This window comes from Saccharospirillum sp. ABV4_185, assembly GCF_056159245.1.
Map to the genome: position 1 here is coordinate 2,176,361 of NZ_JBSWUW010000001.1, position 19,769 is coordinate 2,196,129.

20 protein-coding genes are annotated in these 19,769 nt (G+C 58.8%); 4 read left to right on the top strand and 16 right to left on the bottom strand.

What is annotated here, in order from left to right; all coding sequences use genetic code 11:
* Positions 1-11: 11 nt before the first annotated feature.
* Positions 12-761: a DnaT-like ssDNA-binding domain-containing protein gene (locus ACXAE6_RS10145; RefSeq protein WP_475147129.1), complete on the bottom strand. Its 750-nt coding sequence runs from the start codon at positions 759-761 to the stop codon at positions 12-14.
* A gap of 219 nt (positions 762-980) precedes the next feature.
* Between ACXAE6_RS10145 and ACXAE6_RS10150 the strand changes: the two genes are divergently transcribed.
* Complete coding sequence (locus tag ACXAE6_RS10150) at positions 981-1,859, top strand: ABC transporter ATP-binding protein (protein ID WP_475147131.1); 879 nt, start codon at positions 981-983, stop codon at positions 1,857-1,859.
* A 14-nt stretch (positions 1,860-1,873) separates the two neighbouring features.
* Complete coding sequence (locus ACXAE6_RS10155; protein WP_475147135.1) at positions 1,874-2,887, top strand: ABC transporter permease; 1,014 nt, start codon at positions 1,874-1,876, stop codon at positions 2,885-2,887.
* A gap of 7 nt (positions 2,888-2,894) precedes the next feature.
* On the opposite strand, the gene ACXAE6_RS10160 is transcribed toward ACXAE6_RS10155, so the two are convergent.
* On the bottom strand, positions 2,895-3,845 hold the full coding sequence (locus ACXAE6_RS10160; protein ID WP_475147137.1) for a patatin-like phospholipase family protein: 951 nt from the start codon (positions 3,843-3,845) through the stop codon (positions 2,895-2,897).
* Between the two features lie 156 nt (positions 3,846-4,001).
* On the opposite strand from ACXAE6_RS10160, the gene ACXAE6_RS10165 reads away from it, so the two are divergent.
* The gene (locus ACXAE6_RS10165) at positions 4,002-4,913 is read left to right on the top strand and encodes a bile acid:sodium symporter family protein (RefSeq protein ID WP_475147140.1); all 912 of its coding nucleotides are present in this window, start codon (positions 4,002-4,004) and stop codon (positions 4,911-4,913) included.
* Here ACXAE6_RS10165 and ACXAE6_RS10170 read toward each other — a convergent pair.
* From ACXAE6_RS10170 to ACXAE6_RS10225, 12 genes are all read right to left on the bottom strand, one after another.
* Positions 4,910-5,887: an AraC family transcriptional regulator gene (locus tag ACXAE6_RS10170; RefSeq protein ID WP_475147143.1), complete on the bottom strand. Its 978-nt coding sequence runs from the start codon at positions 5,885-5,887 to the stop codon at positions 4,910-4,912. The two genes, ACXAE6_RS10165 and ACXAE6_RS10170, sit on opposite strands and share 4 nt — an antisense overlap.
* Before the next feature lie 33 nt (positions 5,888-5,920).
* Positions 5,921-6,691 (bottom strand): 1-acyl-sn-glycerol-3-phosphate acyltransferase, encoded by a 771-nt coding sequence (locus ACXAE6_RS10175; protein ID WP_475147145.1) that lies wholly within the window; start codon positions 6,689-6,691, stop codon positions 5,921-5,923.
* Positions 6,692-6,771: 80 nt separating this feature from the next.
* Positions 6,772-8,028, bottom strand: coding sequence for a type II secretion system F family protein (locus ACXAE6_RS10180; protein WP_475147147.1), 1,257 nt, complete (start codon positions 8,026-8,028; stop codon positions 6,772-6,774).
* The gene (locus ACXAE6_RS10185; RefSeq protein WP_475147150.1) at positions 8,021-9,748 is read right to left on the bottom strand and encodes a GspE/PulE family protein; all 1,728 of its coding nucleotides are present in this window, start codon (positions 9,746-9,748) and stop codon (positions 8,021-8,023) included. The genes ACXAE6_RS10180 and ACXAE6_RS10185 overlap by 8 nt, the downstream gene beginning before the upstream one ends.
* Positions 9,749-10,591, bottom strand: coding sequence for a tetratricopeptide repeat protein (locus ACXAE6_RS10190; RefSeq protein WP_475147152.1), 843 nt, complete (start codon positions 10,589-10,591; stop codon positions 9,749-9,751).
* Positions 10,591-11,577, bottom strand: coding sequence for a tetratricopeptide repeat protein (locus ACXAE6_RS10195; protein ID WP_475147154.1), 987 nt, complete (start codon positions 11,575-11,577; stop codon positions 10,591-10,593). Before ACXAE6_RS10195 ends, ACXAE6_RS10190 begins: the two co-directional genes overlap by 1 nt.
* A complete protein-coding gene (locus ACXAE6_RS10200) occupies positions 11,574-12,485 on the bottom strand; it encodes an ExeA family protein (protein WP_475147156.1) in 912 nt (303 codons plus the stop codon). The genes ACXAE6_RS10195 and ACXAE6_RS10200 overlap by 4 nt, the downstream gene beginning before the upstream one ends.
* Positions 12,486-12,493: 8 nt before the next feature.
* Positions 12,494-14,098 (bottom strand): secretin N-terminal domain-containing protein, encoded by a 1,605-nt coding sequence (locus ACXAE6_RS10205; RefSeq protein WP_475147159.1) that lies wholly within the window; start codon positions 14,096-14,098, stop codon positions 12,494-12,496.
* Between the two features lie 4 nt (positions 14,099-14,102).
* Entirely contained in the window at positions 14,103-14,429 is a 327-nt protein-coding gene (locus tag ACXAE6_RS10210) for a hypothetical protein (RefSeq protein ID WP_475147161.1), read from the bottom strand.
* On the bottom strand, positions 14,422-15,069 hold the full coding sequence (locus tag ACXAE6_RS10215; RefSeq protein WP_475147163.1) for a hypothetical protein: 648 nt from the start codon (positions 15,067-15,069) through the stop codon (positions 14,422-14,424). Before ACXAE6_RS10215 ends, ACXAE6_RS10210 begins: the two co-directional genes overlap by 8 nt.
* A complete protein-coding gene (locus tag ACXAE6_RS10220) occupies positions 15,066-15,779 on the bottom strand; it encodes a hypothetical protein (protein ID WP_475147165.1) in 714 nt (237 codons plus the stop codon). Before ACXAE6_RS10220 ends, ACXAE6_RS10215 begins: the two co-directional genes overlap by 4 nt.
* Positions 15,776-16,708, bottom strand: coding sequence for a hypothetical protein (locus tag ACXAE6_RS10225; RefSeq protein WP_475147168.1), 933 nt, complete (start codon positions 16,706-16,708; stop codon positions 15,776-15,778). The genes ACXAE6_RS10220 and ACXAE6_RS10225 overlap by 4 nt, the downstream gene beginning before the upstream one ends.
* A gap of 176 nt (positions 16,709-16,884) precedes the next feature.
* Here ACXAE6_RS10225 and trmL point away from each other — a divergent pair, with 176 nt between their 5' ends.
* Positions 16,885-17,352, top strand: coding sequence for a tRNA (uridine(34)/cytosine(34)/5-carboxymethylaminomethyluridine(34)-2'-O)-methyltransferase TrmL (gene trmL / locus ACXAE6_RS10230; protein ID WP_475147171.1), 468 nt, complete (start codon positions 16,885-16,887; stop codon positions 17,350-17,352).
* 12 nt (positions 17,353-17,364) lie between these two features.
* On the opposite strand, the gene ACXAE6_RS10235 is transcribed toward trmL, so the two are convergent.
* Positions 17,365-18,558 carry a UbiH/UbiF/VisC/COQ6 family ubiquinone biosynthesis hydroxylase gene (locus tag ACXAE6_RS10235; protein ID WP_475147173.1) on the bottom strand — a complete coding sequence of 398 codons (1,194 nt, stop codon included), beginning with the start codon at positions 18,556-18,558 and terminating at the stop codon, positions 17,365-17,367.
* Entirely contained in the window at positions 18,555-19,769 is a 1,215-nt protein-coding gene (locus tag ACXAE6_RS10240) for an FAD-dependent monooxygenase (RefSeq protein WP_475147175.1), read from the bottom strand. The genes ACXAE6_RS10235 and ACXAE6_RS10240 overlap by 4 nt, the downstream gene beginning before the upstream one ends.

Sequence of the window (19,769 nt, forward strand, 5' to 3'; positions counted from 1 at the left end):
GGGCGCTTTTTTTACCAGTCGGTGTCGCGGATGTTACGGAGAGCTTCCCGGACTTTAGCCCGCTTGTCCCGAGAAGGGTTTGCAGGCTCTTGGGTGCGTTGGTTGCGCTCATAACGGCCCTTATTGTTCAGTTGATCGTGCCAGGCGCGCTGAACCCAGTTCAGAAAGCGCACATCCCAGCTGTATTCCGCCTTGTCTCTATCCTGATAGTACTGACGGAATTTAGCCAGCTCCGACAGCGCAAAGGTCAGCGGTATATCGTGAAAGGTTAATAGCCGTGGGAAGTCTTCTGAGGGTTCCCAGTCGGCGTGCATGCGGCTGCGTTCAGCGCGCACCGACGGCATCGGTGGTTGGTCCGCCTTGAGGTAATCCAGATCATTTTCGACCTGATTACGGCGCCGGGCATCGTTCATGCGGTGGACCGGCAGGCGTTCGACCGGAGGCGTTTCGGCCGTCGGTGTCTGCACCGTTGGTTGTGGATCAACATCCTGCTGTGGTTGCGCCAGGTCGGCCAGGGTGATTTGCCAGGGACCTTCACCGGAGACATCCAATAACCCTTGAGCCTGCAAGCGACGCAATACCGAACCGACCTGGACCGCACTCCAGAACGGCAACAGACGTCGCCGGTGCTGATCAGTCAGTTGCAAGGCAGGGCCACTCATCAGCGTCAGCTCACTGAGCAACTGATACAATAGGGCTTCTTCCAGGCCCAGGGTTTCGGCCAGGGCCGGAGAAACCACCAGGACTTTCTCGGGTATCACTGAGGTTACTCTCCGATGTACCAGGGTAAGACCGACGCGGATAGCCGGCTTGGAAACAGCGCTAAACCGCAGGTCAGGCTGAAGGTGCCAGTCTAACATTGCCGGCGGCCTCAGTAGAATGACAATCGGCCATGGCGTCCTTGGCTTTACGGCGTTAGGCTGCGCAGCGGCCGGTTTGGCCGGGGCTTATCGTCGATCACAGGAGTTTGGCACAAAGGCATGAGCGATATTTTGTCGGTGCATCAGCTAACCAAGCGGTTTAGGAATCTGACCGCCGTCGATGACATCAGTTTCAGTGTGGCCCAAGGCCAGTGCTTCGGTTTACTCGGCCCCAACGGTGCCGGTAAAACCACGGCCATCGAAGTGATTGAAGGCATCCTCCCGGCGACTTCAGGCGAGGTGCAGTTGTTTGGCCGGCTGGCACGAAAGCGCGATTATCAACGCGTCGGTATTCAGTTTCAGCACACCGCCTTACCGGATTTTCTCACCGTACGCGAAACCCTGCAGCTGTTTGCGGCTTTTTATCCGCAGCCTTTGGCGCTGCCTGAGGTGATTGAACTCTGTGCTTTGAGTGACTTTATCGATCGCGATAGCCGCCGTCTGTCCGGTGGGCAACGCCAGCGTCTGTTGCTGGCACTGGCGTTGATTAATGATCCGGATCTGCTGTTTCTGGACGAACCCACCACCGGTCTCGACCCCCAATCACGACGCCATTTCTGGTCGCTGATTCAGGCGGTCAAAGCGCGCGGTAAGACAGTAGTGCTGACCACTCACTATATGGATGAAGCCCAGATTTTATGCGACAACATTGCCATCATGGATGGCGGTCGCATTATCGAACAGGGCGCACCTGCGCAGTTATTGGAGCGGCATTTCGACGGGGTTATGGTGCATTTACCGTTGGCGTCGCTGGCCGAATTCGATCTGCCTTTTGCTGCTCATCGGCGTGAAGAGGGCGTCGACATTCAGACCACCCAGGTTGATGAAACGGTGCGTCAATTGAGTGCTGCAGGTGTGCCCCTGGATGGACTCAAAGTCAGCAGTCCTAATCTGGAAGATCTTTTTTTGAAACTCACCGGCCATGCGCTGCGAGTCTGACTGAACGGAGCATCATGATGTTGAGCCGCATGCTGGCCGTGTTAAAAGCCCGTAATAAAGAATTTCTGCGTGACCGCAGTTCACTGACCTGGAATCTGGCGTTTCCGATTATTTTAATCGTCGGTTTTTATTTGTTGCTGGGTCAGGCGCAGCCGATGTTCAAAGTCGGCGTGATCAGTGAACAGGATGCCTACGTTAATCGGCCGCAATTGATGGCGCTGGATCATATTCAGTTTGTGCCTTATGAGCAGTTGTCGGTGGCCTTGAACAAGGCAAGGCGTCACCAGATTGATCTGGTGATGGACCTGGATCAGCGGCGTTATTGGGTCAACGAAGAAAGCCGCCAGGGTTATATGGTCGAGCGATTGCTGGCTGCGTCCGATCCGGATTTTCAACGCCGCCGCATCAGTGGTGAACCCATTCGTTATGTCGACTGGGTGCTGCCGGGCATTCTCGGTATGAACATCATGTTTGCCTCCTTGTTTGGCGTTGGTCATGCCATTGTGCGCTATCGCAAAAACGGCATGCTTAAACGCTTGAAAGCAACGCCCTTGTCGGCGGTGGAATTTGTCAGTGCGCAAATATTATCGCGACTGATGACGGTGCTGTTTTTGTGCGTCACCATTTTTTACGCCAGTCACTGGCTGCTGGGTACTTTAATGCTGGGGTCGGTATTGGCGTTGCTGCTGACCTTTACGCTGGGCGCTCTGGCGATGATTGCTCTTGGTCTGGTGGTCGCCAGTCGCACCCGCAGCGAAGAGTTGACCAGCGGGCTTATGAACATGGCCGCCTGGCCGATGATGGGCTTGTCGGAAGTCTGGTTTTCGCTCGAAGGTGCGCCGCTGTCGGTGCAGAATTTATCGCAGTGGTTACCGCTGACGCATCTGGTGCAGGCAGCGCGCGCTATCGCCACCGAAGGCGCCGGGCTGGCCGCCGTCAGTGATCACCTGCTGATCTTGGCGGCGATGACGGTGGTGTTATTAGCGATCGCCGCCTTGCTGTTTAACTGGGACAGCGATCGCCGCTAAAGCGCTGTTATTCACCATCGAGGCTCGGTGGTTTATCGCCCACCGGTTCACTGCTTTTATTGCGGTAGCGTTCCAGTGCTTCCTCACACAACTGATAACCTTCATTGATGATGTCTTCGGCCAGGTTGTAATCAAACAGCCCGCCGACGCTGCGCGGAATTTCGATCAGAATATCGGGCTGGTGTGCGGCCAATTTCATATGAGCGATGGTGTTTTGCATGGTGTCGATGGAGCGATTGATCAGCTCCATGATGCCCCATTTGTTTTGCGGTTCGGCTGCTTTGGCGTCTTCACTCCACCAGCGATCGATAAAGCGGCTGACTGCGCGCTGGACCGTATTCTGATCTTCGGGATTGGACTTGACCGCTTTCTTCTTACGCACTGCCGCCTTCGGTCGCGGTATCTCTTCGCGCCCGTTGAGGTTCACCGCCAGTGTCAGGTCGGTCAGGGTTCTTAACGTCGGCGCCATGGGAACCGGGTTCAGTACGCCGCCATCGACCAGCATCATGTCGCGGTAATAATGCGGTTTGAAAACCGAAGGAATGGCGATGGAGGCGCGGATGGCTTCAAACAACGAACCTTCGGTAAACCAGACTTCGCGCTGGCGTTCGATATCTACCGCTACGGCCGTAAATTCGATCGGCAGTTCTTCAATTTGAGCATCGCCGATCAACTTGCTCAGCACGGTCATGATCTTGTCGCCTTTGAATAAACCGCCGCCATCGAAGGATAAATCCAGCAAGCGCAACACATCGCGCCGGTCCAAAGCCGTTACCCAACCCTGGTATTTATCCAGCTTGCCGGCGGCATAAAAACCGCCGATCAGGGCGCCGATGCTGGCGCCGGCAATGTTGTTGATTTGATAACCGTTGTCTTCCAGGCAGCGAATGATGCCGATGTGCGCCATGCCGCGTGCGCCACCGCTGCCCAATACCAATGAAACTGTTTTTTTCGCCACGTCGGAGTCTCCCAAACAGACGCCCGAAAAACGTCACTGAATATCGGGCGTGAGACTATTGTTCCACTTCGTATCGGGCGATAAAAGGGCTTTGACGGTGGCGCTGCTCAGGCGTTGCCGTGCTAGACTTTATCGATGCTGTAGTGGAGTTGTGTCGTGCTTGATCAAGTTCGGATCGATTTTGATCCATCCAGTTTGGATCTGTTGAATGCCTTGTTGGCGTTGATGATGTTTGCGGCCGCTTTGTCGGTTCGCACTGCGGATTTTCGCTACATTTTGCGCTCACCCAAAGCGCCCATTATTGGCTTGATCTGTCAGTTTCTGCTGTTGCCGGCGGCCACTTATGGACTGACCCGATTGCTCGATCTGTCGCCGTCCATTGCGCTCGGGATGATTCTGGTTGCTGCCTGCCCCGGTGGCAGTTTTTCCAACATCATGACCTGGCTCAGTCGCGGCCACCTGGCTACTTCCGTCAGCATGACGGCGATCTCCTCGACCGCCGCCCTGGTAATGACGCCACTGAACTTTATGTTTTATGCGCAGCTAAACCCCGAGACGCGCCCTATCGTTGAAGCCATCGCCGTGGAGCCTTGGCAGATGATGAAACTGGTTGCCATGGTGCTGGTGATTCCGTTGTTTCTGGGCATGTTCACCGGTCAGCGTTTTCCCGGTTTTGCGCGCCGCGCCGACCGACCGGCACGCTGGTTGTCACTGCTGGTGTTTTTGCTCTTTGTGGCTATCGCCTTTGCGCGCAATGGCGGGCTCTTTATGCAGCACGCCACGTCCTTTGCGGGTCTGGTGATACTGCACAACGCCGTGGCGCTTGGTCTGGGCTGGGGCTCAGCAAGGCTGGCGCGGCTCAGTGAAGCCGAGCGCCGGGCGGTGACTCTGGAAGTGGGCATACAGAACTCCGGCCTGGGGCTGATCATTCTGTTCAGTTTTTACCCGCACTTAGGTGGCATGATGCTGATAGCGGCGTTCTGGGGTGTCTGGCATCTGGTCAGTGGCTTGACTCTGTCGGCGTTCTGGTCGCGTCGCCCGCCACACCACGACGTCGCTCCGGTTTAGTCCTGCTTGGCTGGGTACTGACTCGGTGAGCAACCGGCCCAGCGCCGGAAGGCTTTACTGAACGCCGAGTCATCGCTGAAACCCAGCTGTTCCGCAATCTCCGCCAGCGATTGCTGACCGTTGCTCAGCAGGGTGCGAGCTTCGGCGAACTTCACCTGATCGGACAACAGCTTGAAGGTGGTGCCTTCGTCGGCCAGTTTACGGTTCAGGTGACGGCCGCTCATCTGCAACTGTTCAGCAATGCGATCCCGTCCCCAGCGCGGCTGGGCGCGGATCCAGTCGCTTACTTCGGCCAACAGCGTGCCCTGAACCAACTCCGATAATTGATGATCGGCCAGCACCTTCATGCGTCGGTGCAAGGCAGCATTGCTCTGGTTCAATGGCAATTGCAGTTGAGCCGCGTCGAACTGCACCGCATCGGCCACCTGATTGAAGCTCACCTCGGTACCCAGAAACTGCTGATATACCTCGGCCGGCGCCTGCGGGCCGTGGCTAAAGGCGACCCGATCCGGTTGGAAACGATTACCCGTCATCCAGCGACCCAGATGGACCAGCGTCGCTAATGCCGCTTCCACGCGTTGCGCCCGAGCCGCTTCATAGAGCGGTGCGTAGAGGAGGGTGGCGCGGCCATCGCCTTGCACGAAGGTGAACTCACCGCCTTCGCCGACCAGAGGATAATAGGCGATCAAGGTTTCCAGGGTTTCTTCCAACGTCTCGCTGCTGAGCAGTAAAAAGCCCACTATATCGAGGTTGCCGGGTAAAAAGTGCTGGCTCAGGCGCAGCCCGATGGCGGCATCACCACTCTGTTCCAACGCCGTCTGCCAGATGCGGTCCTGTAATTCCAACGGCACACGCGTTGCCTGAGTGTAACGATCCAGCTCGGCCTGGAGCTCGGCCGGCAGGCTTAGACCCAGGCTTGGCAGGTTGGCCAAAATGGCCTGGGTAAAGGAGTGCGTCACCGTTTTTTCGTGCATGGCGGCTGTTTCCTGGCCCGGTTTGAGGTGCGCTCAGGGCTGTTGTGACGGTTGATGCATGGCTTGCAACCAGGCGGCCTGGGCGGGCAGTGGTTGATCATGAGGTAAATCTTCCGGCTGCACCACCGCGATGACTTTTAACCGGATGCGCTGGCGTTTGCCCAGCCGATAGGCCCAGACCTGAGCCAAGGCACGGACGATAGGATGGATGCGGTGCAGCAGTTGACGGGTTGGTGACTGTGCCATCTGTACATCCACCAGCACGATCGGCTTGCCGCTGGTGTGTGCCAGCCGGACCACACCAGTGCGCCACTTGGGATCTTTGGCCTGTTCCCAGAAGGGTTGTGCCACGCTGATGCCGCCAGCCGGCGTCATCACCAACCGGCCACCTTCGGCGAGCAAGGCTTCGGCCGCATTCAATGACGCCCGACCGGTGCGTGAACGGCGTTGATTATCGAGTCGAACCGACAGAAAGACACGCTGCAAGGGTTCAAACACATTGAGAAAATGCCGTGCGATGACCCGGGTTTTCAAGCCCGGCCGACTGGCCAGCCAGGCCAGGGCAAGGCCATCGAATAAACCGTGAGGATGATTGCCGGCAACGATGCACGAACCCAGGTCATCAATCAGCTCGGCGTTCTCGACCTCCAACTGAAAGGCATTACGCCGAAACAGCCAGTCGAGCATGCCGTGCAACTGTCCGTTGCCGGCGCGCCAGGCTTGGTTGAGTAGACGATCGGCCCAATCGACGCCGACCAATTTGAACAGGCTCCGTCGCAGCGGGCCTGGCCAGTGTTCCAACATACCGCTTGTCCTGCTGAACTGTGATTAGCTGTTATTGCCACCGTGCGCGTCGGCGGCTTTATCGGTCTTATTATGCCGTTTCAATTGCCGTAGGCCGAGCTCAGATCCCACATCGGCAGGAAGACACCGAGCACCAGTATCACCACCATGACGCCCATAAAAGCCAGCAGGATGGGCTCAAGCAATTCGGTCATGCGCTTGAGATCATAGTCCACTTCCTGGTCGTAGAAATCGGCAATGTCGACCAGCAGTTCGGCGACGTTACCGGTTTCTTCACCGACAGCGATCATCTGCAGAATCAGCGGATTGAATAGCCCACTGGCCGAAGCTGTGGTCAGCAACGACTCGCCCCGCTCAATGCCGGTCACCATCTGCTCGATGCCACGGCCAATGTAGCGGTTGCCGACGGTACGGCTGGACACCTGCAGCGCCTGCAACATGGGCACGCCGGCATCGAGCATCATGGCGAAGGGGCGCGCAAAGCGACCCAGGGCGATGCGTTCAAAGAGGCGGCCCAGCAGGGGCAATTTCAACAGGCCGTGATCCCAGTGAATGGCGCCTTTGGGGGTGCGTTTCCAGTGCATCAGGCCATAAACCGCGGCAATAATCAGCACCAGCAAATAGGGCCAGGCGCTGAGCAGAAAATTGGAGGTGCCGATCAATACCCGCGTTGGCCAGGGCAGTTCGGCGCCGAGGCTGGCGAACACGCCGGCAAAGGCGGGAATCACTTTGAAGGTAACGGTCAGCATCGCCAGGGTGATGGAAACCGACACAAAGAGCGGATAGCGCGTCGCCGCCGACAGCCGTTTGCGGGTGTCTTTCTCGCGCTCCAGATGACCGATCAACTGTTGAAAAGCGCTGTCCAGCCGGCCGGTGGTTTCGCCCATATGGATCATCGAAACGAACAGGTCGTTAAAGGCATCCGGATGCGCCCGCATCGCCATCGACAGGGTATTACCCTGGGTCAGACTGCGCGCCACCTGGGTCAACACCTGGCTGAGTCGGGCAGAGGCTGTGGCATCGGCCAGGCCGTTGATGGCGCGCATCAGCGGAATGCCGGAGCGGGTCAGGGCATGCATCTGGCGGCAGAACATGATCAGCTCGTCCAGCTTGACGCGCCGGCCCAGCAGGCGTTTCAGCCAGGGGCGGCTGTCGTCCTTGGCGGCCGAGCTGGATTGGGTTTTGGCGCGGCCTTTCTTTTTGGCGACTTCGATGCGCGTCGGCGTAATGTCCTGGCGGCGCAGCAGTTGCACCAGAGCGCTTTGCGAGGCCGCATCCAGATAACCTTCGACCTGCCGACCGTCGGCGTCGCGACCGCGGTAGAAAAAATCAGTCACGTTCGGCGTCCAGATCGTTCAGATCGACACTGATCTTGAACACTTCAGCCAGGTCGGTCACGCCATCGCGCGCGTATTCCAGCGCCCATTCACCCATGGGTTTGAAATCCGGGTTACGTCGGGCGGCAGCGACAAAGGCGGCATGGCTCTGTTCATTGAGCGCCAGCAGCATGTCTTCATCCAGCTCCAGCCACTCGAAGACGCCAACACGACCGCGATAGCCGGTGTTGTTGCAGTGGTAGCATCCATTGCCCTGATAAAAGGTGGCGTCGGCGAAGCGTCCGCCGGCCAGATGCTGCAACCAGATGCGTTCGCGTGCCGCTGGCTCGTAGGGCTGACGGCACTCCTCGCAGATCTTGCGCATCAGCCGCTGCGCCAGCACACCGCGCAATGCTGAAGCCACCAGATAGGATTCAACGCCCATATCGGCCAGGCGCATGGCGCTGGAGATGGCGTCGTTGGTGTGCAGTGTCGACATCACCAAATGACCGGTCAGCGCGGCACGGGTGCCGATGGCCACCGTCTCCTGATCGCGCATTTCGCCGACCAGAATGACGTCCGGGTCCTGGCGCAGCGCTGAGCGCAGAATGCTGGCAAAGTTCAGATCGATCTTGGCATTGACCTGAACCTGATTCACCCGTGACATGCGGTATTCGATCGGGTCTTCAGCGGTGATGATCTTGCGCTGCGCCTGATTCAGCCGGTTCAGCGCCGAATAAAGAGTCGTGGTTTTACCGCTACCGGTCGGGCCGGTGACCAGAATCAGACCGTAGGGCCGTTCGATCATCAACTCGAAGCGATGGCGAATGCGTTCAGGCATGCCGAGGTCAGCCAGCGGCTGGATACCGGCGCTTTGGTCGAGTAAACGCATCACTACCGACTCGCCATATTGCACCGGCAAGGTGGATAAACGCACATCAATGGAGCGGTTGCTGACGCGAATATTGAAGCGTCCATCCTGGGGCAGGCGACGCTCGGAAATATCCAGGTTGGACATGATTTTCAGGCGCATCACCAGTGCCGAGGCGACGCGTTTTTCCTTGATCACCTGCTCCTGCAAAGCGCCGTCAACGCGCAGCCGGATGCGGAACACGCTTTCGTCCGGCTCGATGTGCACGTCTGAGGCGTTGATGGCGACAGCGTCTTCCAGCACGCTTTGCAGCAGACGAACCACGGGTGCGTCCTGCAGATCGGAATCGTCAGCCAGGTTACTCAGATCGAAATCGCTGCTGCGCAGCGAGCCTTCGAGCTCCACGGCGATGGATTCAATCTGGCCGGTGCGGCGATAAACCGAATCGAGCGTTGCCAGCAGTTCCGATTCGCGCACGATGGCGGGTTTGACGGGTTTTTTGAGGCGCTTTTCGACTTCGTCGATGGCCATCAGATCCAGCGGATCGGCCATTGCCAACAGCAGGCCATCGGTGTTATCGGCCAGCAACAGGCAGCGATAGCGCCGCGCCACGGCTTCATCCAGACGCTTGAGCGTCTCGCCATCCAGATGAAACTGGCGCAGCTCAATAAAAGGAATTTTCAGGTGATCGGACAGCGTGCCCAGCAGTTTGTTCTCCGCCACCAGTCCCATATCGACCAGTACCCGGCCGATTTTTTTGCCGGTCAGTTGCTGCTCTTTCAGCGCCAGACCCAACTGGCCTTCGGTAATTAACCCGGCCTCGACCAGTAAATCCCCGAGGCGGACTTTCTTGCGTTCCTGGGCGGTCATTTAACTGTCCAAATAATTCAGGCGTTGCTTGGCGAAGCTGAGCAGCTTGGCATTTTTTCCGTCTTTCAGATAGCGCCGGTAGTGACTGCCCGCCTCATCCGGCAGGCGGGCTTTTTCCAACGACCTGCCCAGAAACAAATGCCAGCTGGCTTTGATTTTCGGTTGCTGCAGCAGTTTCTGGAAGAAATGAATCGCCAACAGATGCTTGTTGCGTGCCTGTTCGGTCAAGCCAGCGTATTCCAGCAGTATCGGATCCTGGGGCGCGAGGTCCAGACCTTGTTGGTAGGGGATGACGGCCTCGTCGTAGAACTTGCACAGCAGATACAACCAGATCAGCAGCACCTTGATGCGCAGCGACTGGGCAAACTCATCCTGAGCGTCGATCAGAAACATTTCCGCTTCCGTATACTGGCCCAGACGAATTAGCTCGACCGCCATTTCCACCACCTGGCGTTCATCGCTGCCACTGTCGGGGTAGCGCGCCAGGTTCGGCTTGGGAATGGGAATATTCAGGTCAGGGCTGGTCAATATCAGTACTTCTGAAGGCAGGATCGTTGCATTACCCAGCTTGTAGCGGGTGGTGTGTTTCTGGGGCTCGATGACCTGATATTTCTCGTGCGCCTGCGCCAGTCGTTTGAGCAGGCTTTGGGTGCGGGGAAACAGGTCGTAGTTAAGCGTCAGGTTCATCAGATCATAGAAACCGATCAGATGATCACGCAGCACCAGGCGGCCCAGGGCGCGGGCGTCACTTTTGTATTCCAGCTCGTCCAGCAGGCGATCCAGCGCTTGCGGATCGATGCTGCTGTGTTCTAGCAGGATGCTGTGTAGGGGATTGGTCGCCATCACGGTCTCTCCAGTGACCGAATTCGTTGGTCGGCAAACGCCGTCAGACTAGGGTTATCGGCCGCAAACTTGTCCAGATAAGTTTGGTACAGAAGGCGTGCCTGCGCTAATTGGCCACTGTTCTCGGCATTGATGGCCCAGTGTAACTGCCAGGCACCGTGACGCGGTTGTTCGCGCGCCAGTTGTTCGAACAATACCACCGCCTGGTTCGGTCGGCCGGCTTTTTCATGCCAGACGGCCAGTAGCCCGCGCGCTTCGATGCCCGTCTGCCCTTCAAGCAGCGCGCCGATAGCGTCCAGCCGATCCTCGGCGAGCAGCAGTTTGGCCAGCCACAGGCGCGGCTGGGCGGCGCCAGGCTGCTCACTGATCCAGCGTCTCAACGCCATTTCAGCGCCCGCCAGGTCGTCGTTCGACAGGGCTTGCTGCACCTGGTCCTGGTGATCGGTGTCGAGCCGGATGCGAGTATCGGTTGCCGCGTCGGGTTGTGCTTCCGTCGGTGCCGGTGCTGGTTGTGTGGCTGCTGTGCTGGGCGCAGTTGCCGGCACCGGTGTTGGTTCGCCAGTCGCCGTCGTTACCGGCGTTTTGGCCGCTGTGACTGGGCTCGGCTGCTGACTGGGTGAGATAGCTTCGCGACTGGCTGATGGCTCCAATGCCTTGGCGGGCGTTGCCACTGCAGCCGTCACTGTTGCTGGTGGTTGGGGCACCGGTTCTGGTGCCGGCTGCGGTATCTGTGGTCTTGGCTGTGCACCGCTGCTGGATTGCGGCGCCGACTGGACCATCGATGTGGCCGGGTCGGTGGCCATGACCGTCTTGCTGCTTTGCCAGGGCGCCCAAATCACCAGCGCGGTCAGTACCAGCGCCAGCGCGGCGATCAGCCACCAGAGCCGGTTGGTATTGGCGGGATTCGAACGGCGTAAGGGATTAAACCGGCTGGCGTTGTTGGGAGTCGGTAAGGTTCGGGTCAGAGCCTGATGAATCCGGCTCACACCAGCCTCCACAGCGTGACGGCGAGCAGAATGCTGACCGCGCCGAGCGCAAACCAGAGACCACGGCCCGGTTTGCTGCCACGGCGCGGTTGGCTGTCGAGCCAGGCGTGTTGTACATCGCGCGGTTCAATCCACTGGCGTTGGGCGGCATAGGCCGACAGCAGCGACTTGTGCGCCAGCACATTGATCATGCGCGGTACGCCGTGGGCGCGTCGGTGCAGCAACCTGATGCTGTGTCGGTTGAACAGGGGCGGGCCGTTATAGCCACTGTGCGTCAGGCGGTAGTCGATGTATTGGCGGGTTGCCTGACGATCGAGGGTTTTCAGGTAATGCGCAAAGGTGATGCGCTGGCGTAATTGGCGAAAACGGTCCTGGTCGAGCAGTTCATCCAGTTCCGGCTGGCCAAACAAGATCACCTGCACCAGTTTTTGCTGTTCGGTTTCCAGGTTGGTGATCAGCCGCAGGGCTTCCAGCGTTTCGGCTGGCAGCGACTGAGCTTCATCGACCACAATCACCACGCCATGAGCCTGTTCGGCCAAGGCCAGAATGCGCTGGGTGATGTGATCGAGCAGGGCGTTATTATCGCTTTGCTGATCCAGCTCCAGTCCCAGTTCCTGACCGACGGCGCGGTAGAGCCCGACCGGCGACAGCATTGGATTGGGAATATAGACCGAGTGGAAGCGCTCCCGGGCCTGGTTGTTTTCATCCAGATACCGCAGCAGGCGGCGGCACAGAATGGTCTTACCGGTACCGACATCGCCGATCACTTTCAGAAAACCTTCGCCGGTATCGAGCACGTGGGTCAGCAACAGAAAACAGCTTTCATGATCCGCCAGGCGCACGAACAACTGAGTGTCCGGCGACAGACTGAACGGCATTTGATGCAAACCAAAGTGAGCCTGGTACATAGGGTGTCCTAGGGCAGCCGACGCAATACTTCATCCAGGTTGTCGACCGTAGTCTGACTGCCATAGACGATGGGCTTGAGCAGGATGACCAACTCACTTTTTTCCTGGCTTGCGCGCTGCTGGCCGAACAACCAGAGGCGGGCGAGGCCCGGTATGCCGGTACTGGAGTTTTGCTGCTGTTGCGACAGCAGACCACCGATAACCACGATCTGACCACTGCTGGCGCGAATCACTGAGTCGGTTTCCCGCACGCTGGAAAACGCCAATGGCAGGTTGTAAGTCGAACCACCGACATTGATCACCTTGGTGCGTTCGACCACTTCAGTCACCGACGGCCGCACATGCAGGATGACATTGTCGTCGGCGCTGATCTGCGGCGTGACGTCCAGTGCGATGCCGGAGAAAAACGGCGACAGTGTGAATTCCGGGTTCGATTCAGTAATGCCATCGCCATCGGAGTCGCCGTTACTGGAGCTCACTTCGGTGACAAAGAACTCATCGGTACCGACCTTGATCACCGCTTTTTGGTTATTGACGGTGGATACGCGCGGGCTCGACAGCACCTGCACATTGCCCTGATTGGATAATAACTGCAGTACGGCGCCGAAGTCGTTGCTGCCGACACCCACTGAGAAAACACCACCGATGCCGGAGGCGCCCTGCAATTCGTTACCGGCCAGACCCAGGCCGCCGACGATATTGGAGGCGCTTAAATCGTCGGCGAAAGCGGTCCAATTGATGCCTGAACGATGTTCGTTGCTGAGGGTGACCTCTATGACTTTGGCTTCAATCACCACCTGTTTTTGCAGGCTGAGTTCGGCGTCGGACAGGAAACCGGCGACGATTTCGTGTTCACGCGGCGTGGCCCGAACCACCAGCAGGCCGGTCTGGGGATTGACCACCACCTGGCGACCTTCTTCGGCATTGAGCAAACCCAGGATGGTGGTTTCCATGCCGCTCCAAAAGTTGGCGCTGTATTGAGTGGCGACACTGCTCGCCTGGCTGCTACCACCGCCTTCCTGATCGGTGATCTGGCCACTGGAAACAGAGGTGTCGGAACGGCCAGAGCGGTCGATGTTCAGATAATTCAGCTGGTAAATGCGCGTCTGAATCTGGTTGGGCAGGACGCGATAACCGTAGTCGGTACGTTGATAGTCGTAACCGTAGAGATCGCGAATGGCGGCCATCACCTGATCAATAGTGACCGAACGCATATTAAGGCTGACGCTTCCGGTAATGCTTGGGTCGGTCAGAATGTTGATGCCTTCGGTACGGCCCAGGTCGGCAAAAAAACGTTGCAAGGGTACGTTGGTGGCCTGCACATCAAAACGATGTTGGCTGGTCGTTGGCGCACTGAAATCAAGCAATTGGGCGTTCAGCTCTGAGGGTGTTTCGACCCGGGGCCGAGCCGACTCAGTGCTGCCGGCACCAGCGGCGGCATCGCGTTCGCTTTGCAGGGTGTCGCGCACACTCAGTTGCTGGGGCTCGGACGCCGGTTCCGGGGCCTGAGTGTTGCTTGGATTGGTGGCGCAGCCGACCACCATCAAGGCGACCAGAAATAAACCGAGGCGCTTGTTAACAGGGCTATAGGCTGCAAAGAACAGTGGCAGCAAAACGTCAGTCCTCGTCAGACATGGATATGTGCAGTGATCCAGATGGTTGGGCAGGGGTCAGAATACGCTGTCCACCAGCGCCTTGGATCACTACCTGATCGGCGTCAATGCTGACGACCCGGAAGTTACCGAGCCGCTCATCGATGCTCAGCCATTGTCCATTGATGACGGCATAGGCTCGCTGGTCCAGGATATAGATGCTCTCCAGGCTCAGCCTGGCTGGATCGACGCTCTGGGCAGAGGCTGTTGATCGGGGCGGGTCGGGTCGCATGGGGTCGGCGAGGGCACAACTGAGCGTCGCATACAGCGCGACGCAGATTACTCTAAACATTCATCCAAATCTCTTGATCACTAAGGGTATGTACATCCAGGCGGATGCGCAGTTGGGGGTAATTGGTGGTTTCAATGCTCAACCGGTCCCAGAACAGGTGCCAGGGCAGGTCTTCGAGGGCGCGCAGGTAGGCGCTCAGATCGTCGAAGGTACCGGTCAGGATCAGCTCCAGCTTGTGTTGATAAAGGGCACTCTGACCGGCGTCCGCCGGTCTTACTTCGGTGACCGGCTGCACGGCCAGTCGCACCAGCGTCAGGTCACTGCGATCGAGCAGTTCGCGCAACACTGAGACCATCTGCTGAGGTGGAATCAGCACTTCGGTGATGTTGGCCATGCGCGCATCGAGCTCAGCCAGTTCCGCCTCCAGAGCAGCATTGCGTTGGCTCAGTTGGATGACGACCGGGTTGTCGCGCGCCTGGGTCAGGTTGCCCAGCGCTGCGGTGTTGGCGGTATGCTCCAACGTCAGCTGTTCCAGACGTTGGCGCTGTGACTGGTGGTCGCTCAGGCCGCTGAGCAGGCCCGCGCCATAGCAGGCGGCGGCCAGTACCACGATCAGCGCAATCAACAACAGCAGCCGTTCGCGCAGTTGCAGGCGTTGCAGTTGCAGGCGCAGCTTAAGTGACAGCGCAGACCACCTCATTGCAGTAACTCCGGCAAAGTGGTCATCGGCAAGCTGTCTTCGGGCTGGTCGAGCAGCCTGGCAGCGTTACCGGGTTGTGTCGGGCTCTGGCGCGAACACGAGGGTGTGGTCACACTCGGCACCATCTCGAGCTCTTCAGCGATGGTAAAACGCCACAGTTCATCGCTGTCCTGTTCGATATTCAGGTTGCGAATGCTCAGTCCCTCAAAGACGTCGCCTTCCAGTTGCCCCAGATAACGCGGAATCAGGCTGGGGCGACGCGCTCTGCCTTCCAGTTCCAGATGGCTGTGGCTGTCGCGCAATTCGATTCGGGTCAACCAGAGGCCGTCCAGATCGTGCTCCGACAAGCTGGCCAGCGGCCGGGCGAAACCGCTGGCGACGGTATCGAGCTGGTTAGCCAGTCCCTGCAATTCGCTACGCCGGGAAGTCAATCGGGCTTGCAGGGTTTCGTTGCTGGCACGCAGTTCGGCTTCGCTGCCGATACTGGGATAGGATTGGCGCAGGCGATGCAGTTGCAACGCGCTGTTGTCGACCTGCTGTTGCGCCATGTCGATCTGGCGTTGCAACGAGGCTGCGCTGGCGAGGTGGTAGCCCAGATAACCGGCACTGGCGAGCAGCGTCAGCGTTATGCCCAGGATAAAGGCCGGTAATTGCACCCGGCCCTGGCCGGGCAGGATATCGGCGCGCATCAGATTGATATGACGAGTCATGAGGCGGCCTCACGAAAGGCGGTGCCGGCCAGTGGCAGCAAGGGTGCGGGCAGTGGTGCTGCCGACACCTGAACATAGTCTTCCAGTCGCAACGGCACAAAGCGCAGGCCCAGCTTGGCACCGAGGTCGTCGATCATGCTGTGGGTGCCAGGCCAGCCGGTCAGGTTCAACTGATGGATGCTGCCCAGGCCCAGTTGGGATTCATAATAGTCAAACGAACGGCGCAGTTCCAACACCAGGGAATCGCGTTGGATATCGGTCTGGCCTTCGAGGATCAGCGCATCGCCTTCGGCATCGGCACCCAGGTCTTCATAGCCGATATCGAAGCGCCGGCTAAGCACCAGTTCACCCTGATAAATCAGTAACAGCTGACAATGATCCGCACGCAGATGCAGCAGGCCGTTTTGTTGTTGATCGCTGGCACGCAACGCCAGGTTGCGCAACTGCAGTTGATCGATGTCGATTTCGGTCAGGGTCAGGCCGCGCCTGGCCAATGCCAGCGCCCATTGGCGCAGCGGCTGCTGGTGGGCGGCAATAACAAAGGCCATACGGGTACGGCCGTGGTAGGCTTGCGCCGGCAACAGGATGACTTCCAGACTGGCTTCGTCGAGATCGTAGTGCAGCAGTTCGGCGGCTTTCAGGCGCAGTGCGGCTTCCATTTCGTCGGCCGGTACTTCGGGGACATCGACCAGCAACAGTTGATAGTAGCCTTCGCCCAGTAAGAGGTTGATCGCGCCGTCAGCCTGGTCGGCTACCCAGTCGGCCAATTCGTCGGCGCGATGCAGCGGGTCAGCGGACTCTTGCCAGGATTGCGGGTGCAACAGTGGCAGAGCGCCTTTGCCGGCACTCAAATGAGCGAACCCGAAACCATCAGGGGTCAGGTAGAGCCAGTTGTGGGAGCCACTGCGGGCGCGCTTAAATAATGCCAAGAACCGAATACTCCGGCGTTTGTCTGGATCCGGATCGATACCGGTCTGGGATTACGCCAATCGTCTGATTACTGACGGTGAGGGCTGCTATGGTGTGCATCCTGGCGCTCAGCGTCAAATTATTGTGAGTTTCTATTACTCTAGGCCGTGATTACTTTCCAAAGAGTAGACTATCTGTGTTCCATATCGTGCTTTATCAGCCGGAGATTCCACCCAATACCGGCAATATCATCCGCCTCTGTGCCAACACCGGCTGCCAGCTGCATTTAATCGAACCACTGGGCTTTTCCATGGAAGCCAAAGCGCTGCGCCGTGCCGGGCTGGATTATCACGAATTCGCCGAAATCCGGCGTTATCGTGATTACCCGCACTTTTTGGAAAGTGCCGCGCCGCAGCGATTATTTGCGCTCTCGACCAAAGGCCGTACCGGACCCGCCGACACTCACTTTCAGGCCGGTGACTTTCTGATGTTCGGGCCCGAAACCCGGGGCTTGCCAGCGGACATTCGCGAGTCGCTGCCGTCCGAGCGGGTGCTGCGTCTGCCGATGGTTCCGGGCAGTCGCAGCCTGAACTTATCCAACGCCACGGCGATCATGCTCTATGAAGCCTGGCGTCAGATCGGTTATCAGGGCGCCCAGCCCTAATGATCAATCGATTCAGCCGATAGCAGCCTCGATAAATGGCCGCTTGGCCCAGGACAGACGCTGCAGGCCAGATAAGCCCAGATTTCGGCCCAGCACCGCTGCCGGATGGTCGCTGCCAAAGAGGCGTTTAAAGCCTTCCATCGCCGCCATGGTGGTCAAATTGTGGGTCTGACGGCGGCGTTGATAACGACGCAAGACCGCGCTGTCACCGGGCGATAATTGCAGTCGTTTTGCCCGGCCCCATTCCTGCGCCAGCACTTCGGCATCGCGAAAACCGAGGTTAACGCCCTGCCCCGCGAGCGGGTGGATGGCGTGGGCGGCATCGCCCAACAGCACCAGCCGGTCCTGTATATAGTCCAGGCTGTGCATTTGTGCCAGTGGAAATCGAAATCTCGGGTCGCTGTGTTCGATCTCACCCAGGCAACCTTCGCTGGCGCGATTCAGGGCGCTCAGGAAGTCGGCGTCGTTCAGCGCGAATAACTGCTCGGCGCGTTCGGTGTCGGCACTCCAGACGATGGAGCTCCAGTGTTCGTCGGCGTTTTCATCCGCCAGCGGCAGAAAGGCCAGCGGGCCAGTGTCGAGGAACACCTGGCGCGCGGTCTGGTGGTGTCGCTGGGTGTGGCGAATGGAGGTGACCAGGGCGGTTTGTCCGTAGCTCCATTCGCGCGTGGCAAAGCCTGCCTGGTCGCGCAGGCTGGAAAACTTGCCGTCACAGCCAGCGATGACCGCGGCTTGAAACCGACTGCCATCATCCAGCTCCACCGCCACACCCTCGGGCTGAACCTGCCACTCGTGCAGACGGTTACCCTGATAGACGCTGATCGCCGGCAAGGCGTCGACACGCTGCCACAACGCCTGGGTAATCCAATGGTTTTCGACAATCTGACCCAGATCCTCAGCGCCAATCTCAGCGGCATCGAAATCGATGGCGCCCTGACCCTGACCGTCCCAGACGTGCATCCTGGTATAGCGGCCAATGCGGCTGGTGGGAATTTGTTGCCAGGCACCTAACTGACTGAGCCAGTGCCGGTTGCGCGGGCTGATGGCGCTGACGCGCGGCGCAAACTGACCATTGTGAGGTGTTACTGGTTCGGCGCGCTGCGGTTCGATCAAAGCCACCGCCAAACCATGCTCGGCGCTGGCCACGGCCAGGCTGAGTCCGACCATACCGCCACCGACAATAACGGCGTCGTATTGTGTCTTCATGAAACAGTCTCCGGTAAGGGCGCACCCTGGCTCAGGCCCATGCTGGCCAGCACGAAGTTGTGGCTGAGTCGCGGATGGCGATCGAGCATATTCAGACCCAGGTTTCGCCCCAGGCGCAGCAAGGGATTAGCGCTGGCAAAGGTCCGCACCAGACGATCTGAGAAGGTGGCGGTGAGCCGCTGATCGTTGGCAATGGCGTCGGCCAGCGGGTGCAGCAGACCAATGTCGCCGGGGTCTGCACCCGTGGCGGCCGCCTGATTGAGTACAGCGGCGGCGCGCATCAGGCCGCGAATGGCGAGGTTGAAACCCTGGCCGGCAACGGGGTGCAGGGTAGCAGCAGCATTGCCCAGGGCGAGCAATCGTGGTCGCACCGGGTCGATCAATTCGCGCCGCACCAGCGGATAATCGAAGGTCATCCCTATTTCGCTAATACGCCCCAGACGTTGGCCGAACGCCGTGTTCAGCCAGGCCAGCTGTTGCTCGGTGCTCATGGCATCGATGCGCCGGCGTTGCCCCTCTGGCAGCGTCCAGACCAGGGCGGAGTAATCGCCGAAGGGCAGCAAGGCGATCGGGCCCTGCTCGGTAAAACGTTCATAGGCGCGGCCATTATGCGGTTCGCTGGTGCGTACCGTGGCGATGCGCGCCGAGCAATGGTAGTCGGTCTGATGAGCGCTAAGGCCGACTTTCGCTGCCAGCGGTGAACGACCGCCATCGCACAGAATGACCAGTCTGGAGTCTATCGATTCACCGGACGTCAGCGTCAGCGCTTGCGCATCCTGGCCAGGATGGATGGCCGCTACGCTGTCGTTAAAGCGCCAGTCCATGCCGTCCAACTCGCTGGCGCGTTGCCACAGTCCCAAGCCTAAATTAGCGTTGGCAACCACGGCACCGAAATCCTGATCCAGATCGGCGGCGTCCATACGGTGATAACCCAGATGGCTTCGATCGCTGACTTCAATCCAGCGAATCGGACTGGCGTAGGGTGCCAATAAAGGCCAGACATTCAGACGTTGATAAGCGCGCTGGCTGTAGGCCGATAAGGCCGTGGCGCGATCGTCGAAACTGGGAGAGCGGGGGGCTTTGTTTTCCGGCGCGGGTGCCGGGTCGATCAATGTCAGGCGAGCACCCGCGCGGAGCGCGGGTTCAAGGGCGATGGCCAGCGTCAGGCCGACCAAACCGCCGCCGACAATAGTAATGTCGTAGCGGGGCAT

What these genes read in the sequence shown, in the direction of transcription:
- ACXAE6_RS10150 (WP_475147131.1), top strand. Translation starts at nt 981, where the DNA reads ATGAGCGATATTTTGTCGGTGCATCAGCTAACCAAGCGGTTTAGGAAT.
- ACXAE6_RS10155 (WP_475147135.1), top strand. Translation starts at nt 1,874, where the DNA reads ATGATGTTGAGCCGCATGCTGGCCGTGTTAAAAGCCCGTAATAAAGAA.
- ACXAE6_RS10170 (WP_475147143.1), bottom strand. Translation starts at nt 5,887, where the DNA reads ATGCACGAAAAAACGGTGACGCACTCCTTTACCCAGGCCATTTTGGCC.
- ACXAE6_RS10175 (WP_475147145.1), bottom strand. Translation starts at nt 6,691, where the DNA reads ATGTTGGAACACTGGCCAGGCCCGCTGCGACGGAGCCTGTTCAAATTG.
- ACXAE6_RS10185 (WP_475147150.1), bottom strand. Translation starts at nt 9,748, where the DNA reads ATGACCGCCCAGGAACGCAAGAAAGTCCGCCTCGGGGATTTACTGGTC.
- ACXAE6_RS10190 (WP_475147152.1), bottom strand. Translation starts at nt 10,591, where the DNA reads ATGGCGACCAATCCCCTACACAGCATCCTGCTAGAACACAGCAGCATC.
- ACXAE6_RS10200 (WP_475147156.1), bottom strand. Translation starts at nt 12,485, where the DNA reads ATGTACCAGGCTCACTTTGGTTTGCATCAAATGCCGTTCAGTCTGTCG.
- ACXAE6_RS10210 (WP_475147161.1), bottom strand. Translation starts at nt 14,429, where the DNA reads ATGTTTAGAGTAATCTGCGTCGCGCTGTATGCGACGCTCAGTTGTGCC.
- ACXAE6_RS10215 (WP_475147163.1), bottom strand. Translation starts at nt 15,069, where the DNA reads ATGAGGTGGTCTGCGCTGTCACTTAAGCTGCGCCTGCAACTGCAACGC.
- ACXAE6_RS10220 (WP_475147165.1), bottom strand. Translation starts at nt 15,779, where the DNA reads ATGACTCGTCATATCAATCTGATGCGCGCCGATATCCTGCCCGGCCAG.
- ACXAE6_RS10235 (WP_475147173.1), bottom strand. Translation starts at nt 18,558, where the DNA reads ATGAAGACACAATACGACGCCGTTATTGTCGGTGGCGGTATGGTCGGA.
- ACXAE6_RS10240 (WP_475147175.1), bottom strand. Translation starts at nt 19,769, where the DNA reads ATGCCCCGCTACGACATTACTATTGTCGGCGGCGGTTTGGTCGGCCTG.